Raw genomic sequence first — 16,644 nt, 5'->3', positions numbered from 1 at the left:
AAGGCGTGGACGCGGGCCGACCGTTCGAACAAATGCAGGATGCCGGGATGCGTACCTCGCAGCTCGACCAGATCATGCGTCAGAGAAAGAACCCAGCACTCCTAGAAGCAGTCAAGCACCTCGCCAAAGGGGAGACCGCCAAAGGTGTCCAAATGCTGGCCGAGCAGGGCCGGGTCACGCAGATCGTCGATCCGAATCAGCGTATCGCTGCGATCGCTAAGGACTACGCCGGAGCGCCTGAGAACACCATCATCGTCTCTCCCGACAACCGCAGTCGCCAGCTCATCAATGAAGCCGTCCGAATCGAACTCAAGAGCGCCGAAAAACTTGGAGCCGAGGATCACAAGTTCTCCATTCTTGCTCACCGCTCCGACATGACTGGCGCGGATCGAGAGTGGGCGGCGCGCTACAAAGTCGGTGATGTTCTCAAGTACGAGACAGGAAGCAAGGCTCATGGCATCGCCAGGAACAGCACCGCGACCGTGTTGTCGACTGATGCCAGGAGCAACACCGTCACGATCCAGCAGGAAGACGGACAGACCGTCACCTATGACCCGAAGCGCCTCAAAGGCGTGAATGCCTATCGTGAAACGCTGAAGGATTTCGCGGAGGGCGATCGCATCCAGTTCACCGCGAAAGATAAGACACTCGGCGTAAACAACCGTGATTTAGGAACCATCACGAAGCTCGACGCTGATCAGATCACCGTGCAGATGGACGGCAAGACTTCCCGCACCATCCAGTTCGACCCGGCCACGATGCAGCATTTCGATCACGGCTACGCTGTCACTTCCCACGTTTCGCAGGGGCTTACCGAGGGTCGTGTCATCGCGAATATCGACACGGAATCGGCCCGTTCTCTTATCAATACCCGGCTTGCCTACGTCTCCGTCTCTCGAGCGGAGTACGACGCCAGGATCTACACCAACGACGCCGAAACGCTCGGATCCCGCCTTGCAACCAATGTCAGCAAAACGACTGCCGTAGACTTCCGCCGTCCACCCCAACCTGCCTCGCCGCAAAAGAGCCAGGGTCAGGTATACGAGTACGCAGACCCAAACCACCGCCTCGCAGCGGTCGCCAGCGCTTTTGCCGAGCGACCGGACAACGCCGTGGTGATCGCCAAGGATCGGGAAGAACGCCGAGAGTTGAACCAGCTCATCCGAGCCGACCTGCAGGCCAGGGGACTTGTAGCGCCCGATAGCAAGGCCCTTGCCGTGCGCCTCGAACAAAATCTGACGAACCCGAAAGACGCCGCCCAGTACACCCCCGGCGACATCATTCAGTACAAGCAGGGAAACCCTAGCCTGGAAGGGATTCCCAACGATAGCGCCGCCGTAGTCGTCAGCACGGACTCCAAGTTCAACCAGCTCACTGTTCGCAACTCATATGGAGATGAGGTCACGTACAGCCCTCATCTCACCACTGCGATGACATCGCAAAGCAAGGTCTACCGAGAGGAGCAGCAGGAATTTGCTGAGGGCGATCGAATCAGATTCACCCAATCCACTGAAGGTGAGAGCTTCCGCAAAGGTGACTTCGCAACCATCATCTCCATCAGTGATGGCATCGAAGCCCGTCTCGACAAAGGCCCGACCGTGCAACTGACCACAGACCAGGCGCGGCACATCGAGCACGGCTATGCAGTGGACAGCCTCAAGACATGCGCTCCCGAAAGGATTCTTGTAAGTCAGGACAGCTCTCTCCAGATACCGTCCGAACTTGCTCATCTCTCCCGCACCGGGCGCGACGTAAGTATGTACACCTCCGATGGAACAGTTCAAACGAATGTGCCGGCTCCATCCATTGCACTCCCGGAACAACTGAAACCTTCGATCGCACTGCCAGAACAGCAGCAGAGCCAATCTCCGGCCAACATTAACGCGCCCGAACCCACACCCGTCGTTCAACACCGCCGCAGTCACGGGCGCTAACCCCGAAAGGACTCCCCATGTTTTTCGCTTTGCTGCGCTCGTCCTCCCTACGCGCCCTCACGATCACCGTCGCGGCGGCCGCCGTGACGTTCTCGGTTCCAGCCTTTGCCGCACCAAACACCAAAGCCATGTACGAGGCCCTAGTCGCAGACTATCCCCTCACTCAGGTAGGTCAGGTCATGTTCAACATCGACTACACCCGGATTACCAGACCAGGTGCCATCCTCGCGGTTCGGCTCCCGGGCATCTATGCCGATGTTGCCAACACAAAGAACGCCATCGTCAATACAAACTATGCCGACGGTCAGATCGCCCAGGCCACCGGCTTCGCGGCGGCCTTCGGGGGCACCACAGCTCATTCGAGGACTCTGAATCCCAATGAGAAGGTCTACGTCACCCAAATCTTCGTAAAGAAGAACGCGGTGCAACTTGAACTCTTGACCGTCGATGTCGCAACGCTCGGTGACGGCATCAGTACGCGGTATCGGGCCGAGCTGAACGTAAAGCTTCCAGGCTTGGACACCATGACCCCAGACGACGTAAAGAAGACGATTGACACCGTGATCGCCGACCCTGCCGTCGCTTCCGCTGTCGAGAGCAAGACAGTCAAGCTCGGCATGACCCCAGCCGAGGTAAAGCAATCGCTAGGAAATCCGGACAAAATCGTCGATCTCGGGACAAAGCAGGTTTTCATCTACAAGGACATGAAGGTGATTCTGATCGACGGTAAGGTCTCCGACGTTCAATAAGGTCTGCCCGGCGGTGGTCATCTCATCCACAAGTGGGAAGGATGACCGCACTGGGGACGCCCACGAGGCAGCAATGTTCGTCTCTGAAGTGTTGGGGGCAAGCCGAGAAATCAGCGCGGCTTGGCTCGACTTGAATTGGCACCATGGCGTGGTACGGAGCCTCAGATTAAACGCCTAAACCTGGTCGTCGCCGCCGAGCGGTGTGGAAGACATCCAGCTGCAAATGAAAGGACCTTCGCTATGCAAGATACCGACTATCCGCCAGCAATAACACCACGACTCAACCCTCAGATCATTCTGCCCATCTCACTCGCTGTCCTCATTGTGGCCTTGGGCATCACGACCGCAATCTATCCGTTACACCCGGGACACCCACGCCCGCTATCTTTGCTGAAACAGAAGCAGCTTACCTCGCAGTTGGCGGCGGCCCGATCTCCAGCGCCGCCCGAAGACCAATGGGTCGAGTCACGGGATGGCGACGGCGCTCTCGATGTCGAGGACATAAACGGCCCCGCTACCATCTACTTCGACAAGCAAAGCCGCACCCGGCTACTTTGCATCGAAAACAATGGCTGTTACCACCTTCGCGGACACCACGAAGCCAAGAAGTAGAGCTCACTTTAGGAGCGTCGGTCCACCGAACAGTTGCTGGACTCACGCTAAACCAAACAGCCCATACTACCCGTTGGATCCTATGAAGATGACCGCGTAAACAGCATCGAGCGGTACGAGTGAATTTGACCACAAGAGGTATTAAGTCATGGCCATGAACCACAAGAAGATGTTGGATCTTTGGAACATGGACGAGATGCCTGCCTGCGACGAAGGCATGAAGCTCGCCGAAGTGTTCGTGATCGCCGCAGGAGAAGTAGTTAACCGGTTAGGGATCGAAGACCGGAAGACCGACTCACCGAACTAACGGCGGCCTACATGGCGCTGGTGGAGCACTGCGATGGCTGCGATAACTGCAACGAGTGCAACCTGCCTGGTAGGGACGACGTACCCGTCGATCCAATGGAGAACGATCCCGAGTATCAGGCAGATCGCAAGATAGGTTTCCAGGCTGGATTGGGGTCCGAGTAGCAACCGTCTGGCATGCCGTAATTGTAAAAAGACGAGAAGCGAGAGCATAAGCGGGTTGGCGCGACATGCGTGACAGTTCGCGGTTGAATCGGACGTTCAGAGAGCGCAAGCAGGGAACGGAAGTGACTTATAAGTGTGGCTACAGCCAGTACAGGCATATCAAGAGAGTCTGTATGGCACTTTTGGGTCATATCGAGCTGATCGTAACGTGACTATAGTCACGGTGGCACCTGAACCCGTCTCAGGAAGTTTTCATACGCCTTGTCAATGGGCGTGGGGAACGAACAGGCCTGAGTTGCGATAAAACTCGCTTCTTATAATGCTGGCGTTTCATTCCACCGCTTTCGGAGAACATCATGCGGAAATCGATTCAAGCTCTGACAACCTTCCCAAGTCCCAAAACGCTTTCTGTGTTAGCAGCAGCCCTTGTATTTACAACCTTCGCTCACGCCCAACTCACGACGAACATCAGCACCGTAGCGGGAAACGGATCGCTGGGGTTTTCAGGAGATGGAGGCGCAGCCACTTTGGCGAAGATGTTCAACCCGACCGGAGTCGCCCTCGATCCTACTGTTACAGGCAATTACTACATAGCGGATTCGATCAATAATCGCATTCGCCTAGTCACAGCTTCGACCGGCAAGATCTCAACTGTGGCTGGTAGCGCCACCGGGGGGTTCGCGGGTGATGGCGGCGCAGCTACGAGCGCCGAACTAAGCGATCCGACAGCGGTTGCGGTTGATTCTTCAGGCAATCTATACATCGCTGATACCGGAAACCAAAGAATTCGCAAAGTGACTAAAACCACCGGCTTCATCACGACAATTGCAGGGAACGGAACAAGCGGGTATTCGGGCGATGGTGGACTTCCTACCAGCGCAAAGTTGAACTACCCTCAAGGCATTGCGGTCGACACAACAGGGAACATCTACATAGCGGACACATCAAATAGCCGCGTGCGGTGGATCCCAAAGTCATCAGGGGACATTTACACGCTCGCTGGGACCGGGACGGCCGGATACTCCGGAAATGGCGGCGCAGGTGCCTCGGCGCAAGTATCTATTCCTACCGGAGTGGCGGTCGATGGGTCAGGCAACCTCTTCATCGCGGATACAGGAAACGGCAGCATTCGGCAGGTGATTGTGTCGACCGATATCATAAGCACCGTAGTTGGACAAGGCTTAAATGGCTTCTCGGGGGATGGGGGAGTTGGTACAAGCGCTAAGTTGTCCTCTCCACAGGCGGTTGCTGTTGATTCGACTGGTAATCTCTACATCGCTGATTCGAGTAACTACCGTATTCGCAAATGGACAAAGAGCTCTAAGATCATCACGACCGTTGCGGGGAATGGAACGAATGGATTTTCGGGTGATGGGGGAGCTGCAACCAGCGCAGAGATGAACACACCTCTTGGAATAGCAGTTGACTCCACATTTCACTACTACATAGCCGACACCTACAACCAGAGAATTCGGGAAGTTGGCAAATAAGCTTTCTCTCTATCTTGTAGCCGGTGGTTGAGTTGCATATCGGCCACCGGCTGCTCAGTTCTCACAGTCGTCCGTTCTTCCTGGCGTTTCTGCAGTATCCCTTGCGAACAGCCGCTGAAGTTCGGTGGCAACCCTCTCTATAACGCCCGTCCAATTTCCGGGATCGGTCTGACGGAACAAACGCGCCGTCGGATACCATGCACTGTCATCACGAGCAAGAAGCCACCGCCAATCTGCATCGCAATGCAAGAGTATCCATACAGGCTTCCCGAGAGCCCCCGCTAAATGAGCGATCGAAGTATCGACTGAAATGATCAGATCGAGATGCTTCATCTGAGCAGCCGTATCGGCTAAATCGTCTGTTTCAGAGGCCAGATCGACCATATTTTCCAGGTCTTCCGCGCCCAACTGTTCTCCTAGTTGAAGCGAGAAAAAGCTGATGTCACTTACGCGTATGAGTTGCCTTAGAACCGCGAATGAAATCGAGCGCGATTTGTCCTTGACATGATCTTTGCTACCAGCCCACGCTAGCCCAACCCTGATTCGATCTGAAGTCCACGGACGCAATAGTGCCCTTGCTTGAGCGTCCACCGGAACATGAAGATAAGGAACGTGTACTGGAATTGTGTTGAGGGTTGTCTGGAACGCCAAAGCCAGGCTCATGAGAGGACAGTGCAGATCAAAGTCGGGAAGAGGATTTCCAAAGGGAATGACCGCTGTGATGCCGGGGATCTGATGAGCCATTCTCAGAAGGGCCGCCTGGACCTCCAAGAGGACAATTCCTCCCGCAGCTTGAACCATCGTCACGTAACGAAGAAACTGAATGGAGTCGCCAAGACCTTGCTCGCTGTGAAGCAGAATCCGTCTTCCATCCAACGGCTCACCACGCCATTGCGGTTGGGCGAAATTCCGGACCCCTCGTTTGAACTGGCTGACGAGCCAGCGCCACTCAAAGTTCGGCCAACCCTGCGCGAAGTCGCCTGTTAGGAGTTGAACAATGCCGAGGGCAAGATGAGCATCCGCGTAGTCAGGTCTTGCAGTGATTGCATGCGAAAAACTCCGCATGGCGTCGTTGTAATGTCCCTGCGCCTGAAGGGACATTCCAAGATTATAATGAGCCAACGCGTGCCTCGGATCGCGTTCAAGAACCTGTCTGTAGCAGGTTTCTGCTTCAACGAAATTGCCTGATGTTTGGTAGGCATTACCAAGATTGGTCATCGCGTCATTGTTCTCGGGTTTGAGCAACAAGGCGTGCTTGTAAAGCATGACCGCCAGATCGAAATGCCCTTGTTCTCCACAGATGACGCCGAGGTTCGTGTGATATATGGAATTGGACTTATTGACCTCTATGGCTCTACGAATCAACCGGATAGCTTCCTCGTTATGTCCGGTCGCGTGGGCGATGAGCCCGAGCAAGTGAAGGCTATCAGCATGGTCGGGATGACGCTTCAGGATGTTTCTATAGGCCTTTTCTGCCTCAACCAATCGTCCAGCCTGATGGTGACGAAGAGCGTTATCTAGTTCGCGCATGTGGTTCTAATGCCTCGCAATGGACTGGATGTTCAGCACATCCGTATCCGGTTCATAAGCGCTCCGAAGAGGAGCGATTACGTCCGATCAAGAGTCGACGGCCGCCAGCGGGTCAAGCCAATACGACGTCATGATTAGCTTACGTGGTCATTCAAGCTGGGCTCAAATGTGACCTGCTTACTGAAGGGGAAGTGATGCTATACCGATACGCAGGGTGGCTTGTTCTTGTTCTATGTGGTGCATGGACGCAGCTCATTCATGCAGAGTCAGATCGCAACGGTTCAATCATCGGATCTGTGAGGACTGTGAATGGAGAGACGGTCCGCGCCACAGTCACTGGGTATCGCTTCGAGATACGCAATGGGGTGACCGTGCCGCACCCGCAATGCTCTCAGGCCGTCGACGATCAGGGAAACTTCCGCTGCGAGCGTCTTCAGGCCGGCGTCTACGTCTTGGTCATCACGCTTCCGGGGTCGCACTGGTCCGACAACAGCAGTTCACAGAGTTACGACGGCGCGGAAGATTCTGTCTTATTGAAGGGCATGAAAGACTCAGAGCCCCATCAGGCAGAACCTTCGCTCCCGCTGTTCGTTTGTTTTCCCAGCGCGGCACGTTTCGATAACGGAAGCATGATTCATCTGGCAGCAGATCAAACTCAGGTAGCAAATATAGAAATCGATACAAGGGACGTTGCCATACTCCAAGTCACGCCGGTCCATGGCACCAACGGGGCACATATGCAATTCTTCGTTGAGGGGGATGATTTCTCCATTCCCCTCGATATCCAACCGAAAGTGGATCGGTCAGGGAAGAACTACTTGTGGCGAGGAATTCTTCCTGGCCACTACAGGCTTGTTGAAAATTGGGCGGAGAAGGGTCAGCCCCACGAAGCCGTCAGAACCCTAACAGTCGCGGAGGCGACAGTCTCGGAGACATCTGTTAACGAGACCCAACTCTATGAACTTCACGGAACGGCGATTGATCAAGATAAGCTGCCGTCTGCTATCTCGAAAGTCATTTTAGAGCCTCTGACGGGGGAGCACTTAGGGCAGCGCTATAGCGGATCGGTTCAATCAGATGGGTCGTTCAATCTTAAGGGCATCCCAGAAGGTCTCTACCGCATTGCGTTACCTATCGAAGATGAAAGAGCTCTTGACCAAGCGTATCTTGGCGACAAGCCATTAACCGATCTTTCCGTCATGGTTGGTGACGGAACATCCGAACAGCAATTAGTTCTTACCGCTAAGCATGGCTTGGGAACGGTCAATGGAGTTCTTAAGCTTGATGGCTCGGAAACGAGGCCAGGCGTAGTACTCCAATCGTTGGAGTCACGGAGTGCCATTGTTATCCCTGTCCGGGAAGACGGATCGTTCGCAATTCATGGTCTTCCACGGGGAGAATACCGTATATATGGTTGGGCGGACGTCAGGTCTGTCCCCTATAACAGCATTACATTTCTTGCCCGTTATGCGGAGCACTCTGCCACGCTCCTTCTGGAGGAGGGATCTACCGTCACCCATTTGGAAGTTGAATGCAGCAGATCTGACCTTTGAGCATTGACTGATCTCAGAAATACAAGACAGTTTAGTTTAAATAGTCCAGGAGTGTCTTCTGCTGTGAAACCTTCGCTGCTGCCGCAAGGACAGTTGAATTCGAGGTTTGGGCTTGGTTGAGATTTTCGATGGCGGTAGCAGCGTCAATCCCGACAATGGAGGTCTCCCTGGAGGTGAAACTGACCGTCTCTTGGGCTAAAAAACTCTCCTGCGAAGTGAGTTGGTTACTGGCAGACCCATAGACGGCATGCTGCTGAGAAACAGCGGTTAAGGCGCTGCTGATGTCATTCGTCGCGCTGCCTATGTCCGCACTCGTGCCGCTGGCAAGAGCCTTAGCCAGATTACTCAGTGCGCCGAGAACACTGGCGCTGGGGTTGTCGAAAAGCGTGCTGCCCGGAATATTAACCTGTACCGTTAGTGTGTCTCCGACTGAGATCTTATTGATATTGCTGTTGCCGTTGTAGGTGTATCCAGTACTCGATGTCGCATCAGCAGTGAAAGCTGTAGTGCCGCTAGCCGTTCCACCGAAAAGCGATTGTCCTTGAAATGTCGTGTTCGCAAGCGAAACCACGCTTGTAAGAATTCCATTGACATCGGCAGCTATGGATTGCCTGTCAACTGAAGAGTTCGTGCTATTTGCGCCCTCGGTGCCAAGAGTAATCGCTCGGTTCAGGAGTGAGACAACCGATGTAACCACAGAATCAGCTAGCTGTACTTGGGAGAGCGAGGTTTGTGTATTCGACGTGTACTGGTCGACAGTTGCAGCCGCGGCCTGTAGCCCAACAAGAGCCGCCGCCGATGCTGGGTCGTCAGAAGGCGTTGAAACGCGGATTCCTGTTGATGCCTGGCTTATAGCAGTTTGGAGCGCCTGTTCGCTCTGCTGGATGTAGGAGCTGATGCTGTTAGCAATACTCAAATTGGACATATGCAACGACTCCTAAAATGTTGCCACATGCGTTCTCAGCCGTGGTTGCGTTTGCCAATAGCGTAAGGGAGCAGGGATGTACAGTCTATGCCATGAAAGATGTAGTTTGGGTGGAGGCGGTGTCGCTTCGTTTGAAAAGATCAGCAAGACCGCTCCAGGTGGCCGCGCAAGCGTCTCGGTGCTCGACACATATCGAGTGAAGGACAAGGAGGTCGAAGAGGCATCACCGGTGTATGGAGGCGCTAGTTCGGGTTCCGTTCTCTGGGCGGTCTTGGGGAACTTGCATGGAACAACGGCCTTCCGCTATGGAGAGTCTCGCTGAACAGCGGGGATTGACACCGATCCGGGTCCCAGAAGATCTTACCTCTACTCATCATTTGCCCGCTTACCGCTAGGCGGAGGTGCTCAGCGTGGTCTTGGTTTGCACGCTGGCATTGCCTCCAGGGGCAGACCCAACGACGCTGTCACTGGAGGCAATCTGGCGAGACAGATTGGCCGCCGCTGATCCTGTAACCGGACAGAATTCTCTGATCCGTCGCAAAACATATAGCAATAGAGTCCGCTTTCCAGACCAACTTCCCAGACACGCGTTTGGCCCATATCTGGAGGAGCAAGAACCGTACGGCAAGCCTGGTCCAGAGGACGATTGCTGCAATCCACAACCGTGGAACCCGATATCAGGATATCCCGTTATCCGGTTGGCTAGCTAAGGCGGTAGAGTCCTCGCCGCTGTCCGAGAACAATCTAAGCGTCTCGCGCCCACCGTCTTGAGCCTTGAAATTCAGGAACTTCTGCTCTTTCGCCTTCGGGTGTTGTTCTCGCCAGAGAACGCGAAGCAGCTCGGGCCAATCTTCTTCCAGGAATAGCGTCCGCGTGACCTTCGCATGGCACGAAAGACACAAGGTGATCATTCGCTTCGGATCGTTGTTTCCGGGTTCCCGATGATGCACAGCGAGTGACCGCTTACCACGCTTGAGCGTTGTGCACCGAGGAACGGCACACCTGTAGCCGTCTCGCGCCAAGACCTTTTCCCGATGGCCGCCGAAGTATTCTTCGTCTTGCCGTTTCAACGTGTAGCAGGTCGCGCAAAGGCCACGGGCCAGAAGCTTCTCGATCCCACAAGGACAGCATATCGACCGCTGCACGAGGCGTCCCATCTCCTACATCACCCACAAGGGCGCATCGCTTAGGATCTCGACGTCGACCATCCAGCCGTTAATCAAGAAACACTGACCATCGTCGCAACGCACGGTGAACTCATCTCCTAGGTCGAACTGCCCATCGACACCACCCACCGGTGTCCCGCCGATCACTTCCCCTTCAATTACCGTATCAACTCCATCGACCAAAACCCGCATCAGTTCCCTCCCCTAATAGTCTCTGCCTTTACGAAGTCATGCGCGCCGTCCCATTTGACCGGCTGCGATGTAACCATGGAATAGACGGATCGGCTGTCTTCGCGATCCCCTTCCTTTGCCCGATACCATTCGACTTGCGTCAACCCCACACTCACCGCGTACGAGTCCGAACCCGCCCGAGGAAAACCGCAAGCGGCACCGTAGCCCACGACAGTTACCCATTGCCCCGCTTCGAGAGTCACTACATCCCTCGCACCGTCCGGTGGAGCATACATGGATGCACCCGCGCGGTATTTCGAGGCGGCCCTGTCGCTGCTTGCTTCACAGTCAGCGGTCTCGCCAAAGTAAATCCGTTGGGCTTTGGTTCGACCCATGCTCCCCGAAACCGCCGAACCAGACCACGACAGCGAACTAGGCAGTTGAATGGGGTTTTTCGTCTGGTTGGTAACTCGGATCGTCCATTCAACTCCGGGGGATGGTCCCCGATCGATCAGTGTCAAACGTTCAATCTCAACCTTTAGTGGGTTCATGACGACACACCCCCCGCAGCCTATGCCGCCGCCATCAGCCGATCCGCCCGTGATCGAAGGTGGAGGCTGAGATCCAGGACGCGTATCGAGGAAACCGGCTTCCTGCCCCAAGGCCAAGGCCGCAGATAGCGCAATCATGCCTCCGGCTGCGAGCCAGCCACTCAGCCGGAGATTGCACTGAAACCAACGTACCCTCATCGCCGCGCCCTCTCTATAACCAGATCTCCATTAACAGCCTAAAGTCGTCGAAGCGGCGGCATGGAATCCAAGAATGCTTGTCGCTCCTCTGCGTATTCCTTGTTGTGCCGTACTGAGGCGGTGCGGATCGCATTGATCGACGTTTCTGCCAGAAACGCCACTTGTTCCCCGTTATATGGCTGCTTGCCATCTATGATGCCCAGAGCGACGGAGATCCGGACAATGTAATAAGCGAACTGATCCCGTTGAGCGTTGGCAATTTCTACGTCGATATTCATGTGTGCCCTTCCCGACCCGTGCCATATGCGAAGCAAGTCATAGTGTTGCCGCCAGCTCGTCAAGTTTCAATAGTTCCGCTATGAGGTTCGCTTCGAGTGCAGCGATCTTCATGTCTGCTTCCCTCTCGCATTCCTCTACGAGGCTTGCGATGTCCCGTCTCTCCTTACGAATCGCTCTGACTTGCCGGGCTGCCTCGCTATTGACCTCTCCGCTTAGCCCAACAACTTTCGGTTCTACCGAACCATCCAGTTTCTTCCCAGGGGATAGTTGACCAGCGAAACCTGCCCTTGTTAGCGAACCGTTGAGCAGATTGCACCAACGAACCCTCAGTGAATAGGGCTTCGTGCGGTTATTCCACCCCCTGTCCTTCTTTGCACCATTACGCTTGAAAAATCGCTCGGGCGGCAAGACGCTTGTTGCTGCTGTTACCGGACGCGCACAAAACATAATGTGCATATGGCGTTGCAGTCTGTCTTCTGCATCCAGGAGCGAATGAATCGCCATCGTGTGAGGGAATGTTCCGCCAAGAAAGTCCTGCACCGCCTCACCCGCGAGAGCCTCATTTTGGATGCCCGTCAACTCATGCGGAAGAGCGGCTTCAATCTCACTGAAGACTCGCCCATTGACGCGTTCGTACCCGTCCGCAGCACACCAAAAGTCACGAGCCCTGCCCTCAGCGAAATCCGGAAGATTGCCGGAGTCTACGTGTTCGACCTGCCCCCGAGAGAAATGCGGTAACTCCGCCGCCAGGTATTCATACCTCTGGAGAGCCGAAACGCCAAGTTGTGGACCATGCAACTTGAAATGAAGAATCGCCATTTCCTGAGTTCCCTTCGCCGTGCCTTGCTTTGAGCGATGTCGCAAACGACCGTCATTGGAACCACGGTTTCGTTGCCAACTCACTAGCAGCCTCATTTGGCACCAGCTTCCGCAGACGTTCAATCTCCGCTTCCAGGTGCTTAACCTTTTGCTCCAGGTTTGGCGCACTCGGCCATGGGGTGATTGAAACTTCGTGACCAGCCCCAACCAAATATGTTTCGACTGCACGCCTCACGACATCACTCGCAGAGACACTGGCTCCAACCTCGCTCGTTGTGGTCACTCGCTGCTTCTCTAAAGTAGTAGCCAACGCTTCCGAAATCCGAAGTGACAGCGTACGCGAAAAGCCCAACCCTAACGCAGCGCCTTTTCTTCTCATGAGCTCCTTTGAAACGAAGGCAGTTTAGGAAGACGTAGCTGATCTTTGAATGTAGTCCCGGAACTCCGCCGCGTTTAGGTTCGCATGACGTCCGTCGTAGGTGTCAGACTCGCTGAAGTTGTAGCTGGAGCCCTTAGAGAAAATCACCAGCGGGCCGCCGCCGGTAGAGCGAGTAATTAGGTGAGCCGAGATCGGAAGGCTCTTCCCCTCATATTCGCCGTTGTCCCAAGCAGAGCGGGGTGCATACGCCTTTCCTGGAGCGAGTAAAACGACTTCTTCGCTGCCGCCCTGCGGAGCGGTGTATGCACCGCTGTCCTGTAGCGGCTCGCATTCCAATCTAAAGTAGGCCCATTGCAGATCAGTTCCGAATGATTCAAAAAGCAACGCAGAGGGCTTTACGACCTCTGAGGCATGGTCGCCAACCTTCAGTTCAAGACAGCCCGGCTCCTCTTTGTACGGTGCTGACCCAGCCAGATCCAAACCGCCGCTCCTTGGGAAGTACATATGATTGGAATTTGGCTGCGAGCCGACGATCTCGAGCACCGCACTCATCTTAGCTATGTCGGTCCACTGGGCGGAGGTAGGTATCCCGTTGGAGAAAATTTTGTTCAATGCCTGCTTCCACAGTTCCAGACTGTGTTTCCGAAATTCAGCTCTTGTCACTCCGTGACCTCCATGTGCTGTTTGTCTTGCTGAAGATGTTAGCGGTTCTGTCCCAAACCTACCCGTCACAAACGACCGTTTGCGACACGTCTTTTAGCTAGCTCAATTCGTTGATCGAAACCGCGAAAAAAACTGTCATAACTCAACGTCACAATCATACAGTGTCTACAACCGTTTGTGACAGCGTTATTGCACTTCTGGGAGATTATCCGTTTATGATATGTTGTCTCTCATGATCGTTGGCTATGCACGAGTGTCGACCGCCGACCAGAATACCGAAGCCCAGACACCCGCACTGAAAGGGGCGAAGTGTAAACGCATCTACCAGGAGGAGGGTAGCGGTCGAACGATGGATCGACCGGAGCTGGAGAAGTGTCTGGACAATCTGGAGGCCGGAGACACACTTGTCGTGTGGCGTCTTGACCGTCTCGCGCGATCGCTCCGCGACTTGCTCGAACTCGTAGCCCGCTTTGAGAAAGAAGGAGTCAACTTCCGTTCGCTGACGGAGAACTTCGATACAACCACAGCATCAGGGCGGCTTGTCTTCCACTTCTTCGCCGCGCTTACACAATTTGAACGCGAGTTGATCCGAGAGCGCACGATGATTGGATTGTCAGCAGCGAAGGCCCGAGGACGAACCGGAGGGCGCAAACACAAGATGTCGCCCCAGCAAATACGTCAGATCAAAGCTTTGTGGGCAGGCCGAAAGGAAACAAAGGTTGATCTTGCGAAGTCCTTCGGCGTATCCATCTCAACCATCGACCGCATCGTAAGGCCCAAGAGTCTCAAGTCTTAGATAGATCCACCGTGCAAAGCAATATGGGAGACCTCATGAGCGCTGCGACCAACAAGCAGGATGCCCCCAACGTCGGCTTTATCGAATCGATGGAGTGTCTAGCAGTCCCGGTGATTCCCGAAGGTCCTGAGTGGACCTACGAGATAAAACTCGATGGCTTTCGGCTGGAGGCGGTCAAGGATGGATCAGAGACAACGCTCTTCTCACGCCGTGGCAACATGCTCAATCAGAAGTTTCCTTACATCGCTGGCGCATTGAAAGGACTTCCCAAGAACACGGTCATCGACGGAGAGCTCGTTGCGCTCGATGACGAAGGCCGGACCGACTTCAACCTGCTTCAAAACTTCCGCTCGGCTGAGTTGCGAATTCACTACTATGCATTCGATATCCTGGTTTCGAAGGGCAAAGATCTCACACATCTTCCGCTGGCGGAGCGTCGAGCAATCCTTGAAAAGATCTTGCCAGTGAACGACCACATCAGCCTTTCGGTGGTTCAGACTGATTCCAGGGCAATGCTGTCCTTTGTGCGCCAGCATGGGCTAGAGGGCGTTGTCGCAAAGCGAGTAGACGGCATCTACCAGCCCGGTAAGCGGACAGGCCTGTGGGCGAAGCATCGCATCAATCTCGGCCAGGAATTTGTGATCGGCGGCTACACCAAAGGGACGCAGGGGTTTGACGCGCTCATCATTGGCTTCTACCGGGGCAAAGAACTCATTTACGCTGCCAGAGTCCGTGCGGGCTTCGTCCCGGCGACCCGCCGCGAGGTATTCGCTCAAATAAAAGACCTGAAGACAGAGCGGTGCCCCTTCGTGAATCTTCCTGAGACGGGGGCGGGCCGTTGGGGGCAAGGACTTACGGCGGACAAAATGAAGGAGTGCGTTTGGCTGCGGCCCGAGGCGGTGGGACGGTTCGACTTTCTTGAGTGGACCGGGGCCGATCATCTACGTCACACCAAATTTGTCGCCTTACGGGATGACAAAGACCCGCAGAAAGTCGTCAGAGAGACCTGATTTGGGGTCACCACACCAAACGTCAAAAATCGTACGGTAAGATCTGTTGCGCAAACGTATCGCCACTGAAAAGGCAATCGCAATAGGCTTTTGCAACCACTAGACGCTTTGTTTTTGACCGGCAGGGCAAGCCGACGAACGTCTTCTGGCCCCCGCAGCACCCAAACTTCCGATAACACCGACTTTGCGGACATGACGACCTTCAAGAATGGGATAGGTCGATATCATTGGATCGTCACGTTGTCGCACTGCGTTTACGTCGAGGTTGAAAGCATGGCATGGCTGAAAATTGTTATCGCGATGATCAGCTTCTGCTTTTCAGCCTTTTGCTTCCTGGAGTCCGCCTTGTGCGCTTTGCTCACATACACCGCGTTCCGACGCGGCCCGCTTCGTGGTGTCTCATATCAAGCGTTCGCCAGAGAAGACGCAATGTTCTTGGCAGCAGCGCTGGTCTCATTCTGGGTCGCGGTGAAGATAAGGCCTAAGCAATTCGGTAGACCGCTTCAGCAATCGTGAATGAAAACGGGATTGCGGAAGTTCCGGCTCCGCCGAAGCGTCCGAACCGGCGAAGTTTCCGCAAACACCGGCGGTCTCAACCGGTCGATGCAACACTATCTGATTTGGAGGTGGTGTTGATGAGACAAGGAAGACGGTATGGGCTTTCTGCGGAGCAGAAGGCCGACATATGGCAGCGTTGGAAGGCGGGCGAGTCGTTGCACGAGATTGGACGCGCCTTTGGCAAGGATCATGGCTCGATCCAGTTCCTGTTAGCGCAGCACGGCGGGATCGCTCCGGCCGTCCGTCGCCGTTCGCAGCGAACGCTCACGTTGGCTGAGCGGGAAGAGATCTCGCGAGGGATTGCTTCCGGTTCGTCGATTCGTGAGATCGCCGGAGGGCTCGGCCGAGCTGCGTCGACGGTAAGTCGAGAGGTGGCGCGTCACGGCGGCCGTCCGGTGTATCGAGCCAGTGAAGCCGATCAGCTGGCCTGGAAGTTGGCTCTGCGACCTAAGGCCTGCCAGCTTGCCAGGCACCGGAAGCTGCGGGTGATCGTGGCCAGTAAACTGATTCAGAACTGGTCGCCACAACAGATCTCAGGGTGGCTGAAGCGACGGTATCCCAGCAACGAGAGCATGCGCGTGTCCCATGAGACCCTCTACCGCAGTCTATTCATCCAGGCTCGAGGAGTGCTGAAGAAGGAGCTGATTCAGCATCTTCGGTCGAAGCGATTCATCCGCCGCTCGGTACATGCTCGGGCCGGAGGTAAGTTCCATGGTCAGATCGTCGATGCCATCTCCATTCGCGAGAGGCCAGCTGAGATCGAAGACCGCGCCATCCCTGGGCACTGGGA

16 protein-coding genes are annotated in these 16,644 nt (G+C 55.0%); 9 read left to right on the top strand and 7 right to left on the bottom strand.

Features of this window, described 5'->3' with window-relative positions; genetic code table 11:
- The 5 genes from HDF16_RS29050 to HDF16_RS29030 all read left to right on the top strand — a co-directional run.
- The coding region (locus tag HDF16_RS29050; protein ID WP_184224303.1) for an AAA family ATPase at positions 1 to 1,934 on the top strand (1,934 nt) is incomplete at its 5' end.
- A 17-nt stretch (positions 1,935 to 1,951) separates the two neighbouring features.
- Complete coding sequence (locus HDF16_RS29045; RefSeq protein ID WP_184224301.1) at positions 1,952 to 2,683, top strand: hypothetical protein; 732 nt, start codon at positions 1,952 to 1,954, stop codon at positions 2,681 to 2,683.
- Positions 2,684 to 2,923: 240 nt separating this feature from the next.
- Complete coding sequence (locus HDF16_RS29040) at positions 2,924 to 3,295, top strand: hypothetical protein (RefSeq protein ID WP_184224299.1); 372 nt, start codon at positions 2,924 to 2,926, stop codon at positions 3,293 to 3,295.
- A 148-nt stretch (positions 3,296 to 3,443) separates the two neighbouring features.
- Positions 3,444 to 3,602: a hypothetical protein gene (locus HDF16_RS29035; protein ID WP_184224297.1), complete on the top strand. Its 159-nt coding sequence runs from the start codon at positions 3,444 to 3,446 to the stop codon at positions 3,600 to 3,602.
- A gap of 520 nt (positions 3,603 to 4,122) precedes the next feature.
- Complete coding sequence (locus tag HDF16_RS29030) at positions 4,123 to 5,256, top strand: NHL repeat-containing protein (RefSeq protein ID WP_184224295.1); 1,134 nt, start codon at positions 4,123 to 4,125, stop codon at positions 5,254 to 5,256.
- Positions 5,257 to 5,310: 54 nt separating this feature from the next.
- On the opposite strand, the gene HDF16_RS29025 is transcribed toward HDF16_RS29030, so the two are convergent.
- On the bottom strand, positions 5,311 to 6,786 hold the full coding sequence (locus tag HDF16_RS29025; protein ID WP_184224293.1) for a tetratricopeptide repeat protein: 1,476 nt from the start codon (positions 6,784 to 6,786) through the stop codon (positions 5,311 to 5,313).
- Between the two features lie 305 nt (positions 6,787 to 7,091).
- On the opposite strand from HDF16_RS29025, the gene HDF16_RS29020 reads away from it, so the two are divergent.
- A complete protein-coding gene (locus HDF16_RS29020) occupies positions 7,092 to 8,339 on the top strand; it encodes a hypothetical protein (RefSeq protein ID WP_184224291.1) in 1,248 nt (415 codons plus the stop codon).
- 31 nt (positions 8,340 to 8,370) lie between these two features.
- Here the strand turns inward: HDF16_RS29020 and flgL are convergent, their stop codons facing one another.
- The 6 genes from flgL to HDF16_RS28990 all read right to left on the bottom strand — a co-directional run bounded on the left by flgL (position 8,371) and on the right by HDF16_RS28990 (position 13,439).
- Positions 8,371 to 9,264: a flagellar hook-associated protein FlgL gene (gene flgL, locus HDF16_RS29015; RefSeq protein WP_184224289.1), complete on the bottom strand. Its 894-nt coding sequence runs from the start codon at positions 9,262 to 9,264 to the stop codon at positions 8,371 to 8,373.
- Between the two features lie 1,160 nt (positions 9,265 to 10,424).
- Positions 10,425 to 10,622, bottom strand: coding sequence for a hypothetical protein (locus HDF16_RS29010; RefSeq protein WP_184224287.1), 198 nt, complete (start codon positions 10,620 to 10,622; stop codon positions 10,425 to 10,427).
- A complete protein-coding gene (locus tag HDF16_RS29005) occupies positions 10,622 to 11,350 on the bottom strand; it encodes a hypothetical protein (protein ID WP_221313384.1) in 729 nt (242 codons plus the stop codon). The genes HDF16_RS29010 and HDF16_RS29005 overlap by 1 nt, the downstream gene beginning before the upstream one ends.
- Before the next feature lie 38 nt (positions 11,351 to 11,388).
- Positions 11,389 to 11,628: a hypothetical protein gene (locus HDF16_RS29000; protein ID WP_184224283.1), complete on the bottom strand. Its 240-nt coding sequence runs from the start codon at positions 11,626 to 11,628 to the stop codon at positions 11,389 to 11,391.
- A 37-nt stretch (positions 11,629 to 11,665) separates the two neighbouring features.
- Entirely contained in the window at positions 11,666 to 12,532 is an 867-nt protein-coding gene (locus tag HDF16_RS28995) for a MobA/MobL family protein (protein WP_184224282.1), read from the bottom strand.
- Positions 12,533 to 12,851: 319 nt separating this feature from the next.
- On the bottom strand, positions 12,852 to 13,439 hold the full coding sequence (locus tag HDF16_RS28990; protein ID WP_184224280.1) for a hypothetical protein: 588 nt from the start codon (positions 13,437 to 13,439) through the stop codon (positions 12,852 to 12,854).
- A gap of 283 nt (positions 13,440 to 13,722) precedes the next feature.
- On the opposite strand from HDF16_RS28990, the gene HDF16_RS28985 reads away from it, so the two are divergent.
- The 3 genes from HDF16_RS28985 to HDF16_RS28975 form a co-directional block, all read left to right on the top strand.
- The gene (locus tag HDF16_RS28985; RefSeq protein ID WP_184224278.1) at positions 13,723 to 14,286 is read left to right on the top strand and encodes a recombinase family protein; all 564 of its coding nucleotides are present in this window, start codon (positions 13,723 to 13,725) and stop codon (positions 14,284 to 14,286) included.
- A gap of 35 nt (positions 14,287 to 14,321) precedes the next feature.
- On the top strand, positions 14,322 to 15,296 hold the full coding sequence (ligD, locus tag HDF16_RS28980; RefSeq protein WP_184224276.1) for a non-homologous end-joining DNA ligase: 975 nt from the start codon (positions 14,322 to 14,324) through the stop codon (positions 15,294 to 15,296).
- Positions 15,297 to 15,931: 635 nt separating this feature from the next.
- Positions 15,932 to 16,644, top strand: a 713-nt coding sequence (locus HDF16_RS28975; RefSeq protein ID WP_184224274.1) for an IS30 family transposase, incomplete at its 3' end; no start/stop codon positions are given.

The organism is Granulicella aggregans (assembly GCF_014203275.1).
Taxonomy (GTDB): domain Bacteria; phylum Acidobacteriota; class Terriglobia; order Terriglobales; family Acidobacteriaceae; genus Edaphobacter.
This window is presented reverse-complemented; position numbering and strand designations above follow the sequence as displayed.

Coding starts and splice junctions, on each gene's coding strand:
- HDF16_RS28985 (WP_184224278.1), top strand. CDS start 13,723: ATGATCGTTGGCTATGCACGAGTGTCGACCGCCGACCAGAATACCGAA.
- ligD (WP_184224276.1), top strand. CDS start 14,322: ATGAGCGCTGCGACCAACAAGCAGGATGCCCCCAACGTCGGCTTTATC.
- HDF16_RS29010 (WP_184224287.1), bottom strand. CDS start 10,622: ATGCGGGTTTTGGTCGATGGAGTTGATACGGTAATTGAAGGGGAAGTG.
- HDF16_RS29040 (WP_184224299.1), top strand. CDS start 2,924: ATGCAAGATACCGACTATCCGCCAGCAATAACACCACGACTCAACCCT.
- HDF16_RS29000 (WP_184224283.1), bottom strand. CDS start 11,628: ATGAATATCGACGTAGAAATTGCCAACGCTCAACGGGATCAGTTCGCT.
- HDF16_RS29005 (WP_221313384.1), bottom strand. CDS start 11,350: ATGAGGGTACGTTGGTTTCAGTGCAATCTCCGGCTGAGTGGCTGGCTC.
- HDF16_RS29045 (WP_184224301.1), top strand. CDS start 1,952: ATGTTTTTCGCTTTGCTGCGCTCGTCCTCCCTACGCGCCCTCACGATC.
- flgL (WP_184224289.1), bottom strand. CDS start 9,264: ATGTCCAATTTGAGTATTGCTAACAGCATCAGCTCCTACATCCAGCAG.
- HDF16_RS29030 (WP_184224295.1), top strand. CDS start 4,123: ATGCGGAAATCGATTCAAGCTCTGACAACCTTCCCAAGTCCCAAAACG.
- HDF16_RS29025 (WP_184224293.1), bottom strand. CDS start 6,786: ATGCGCGAACTAGATAACGCTCTTCGTCACCATCAGGCTGGACGATTG.
- HDF16_RS29035 (WP_184224297.1), top strand. CDS start 3,444: ATGGCCATGAACCACAAGAAGATGTTGGATCTTTGGAACATGGACGAG.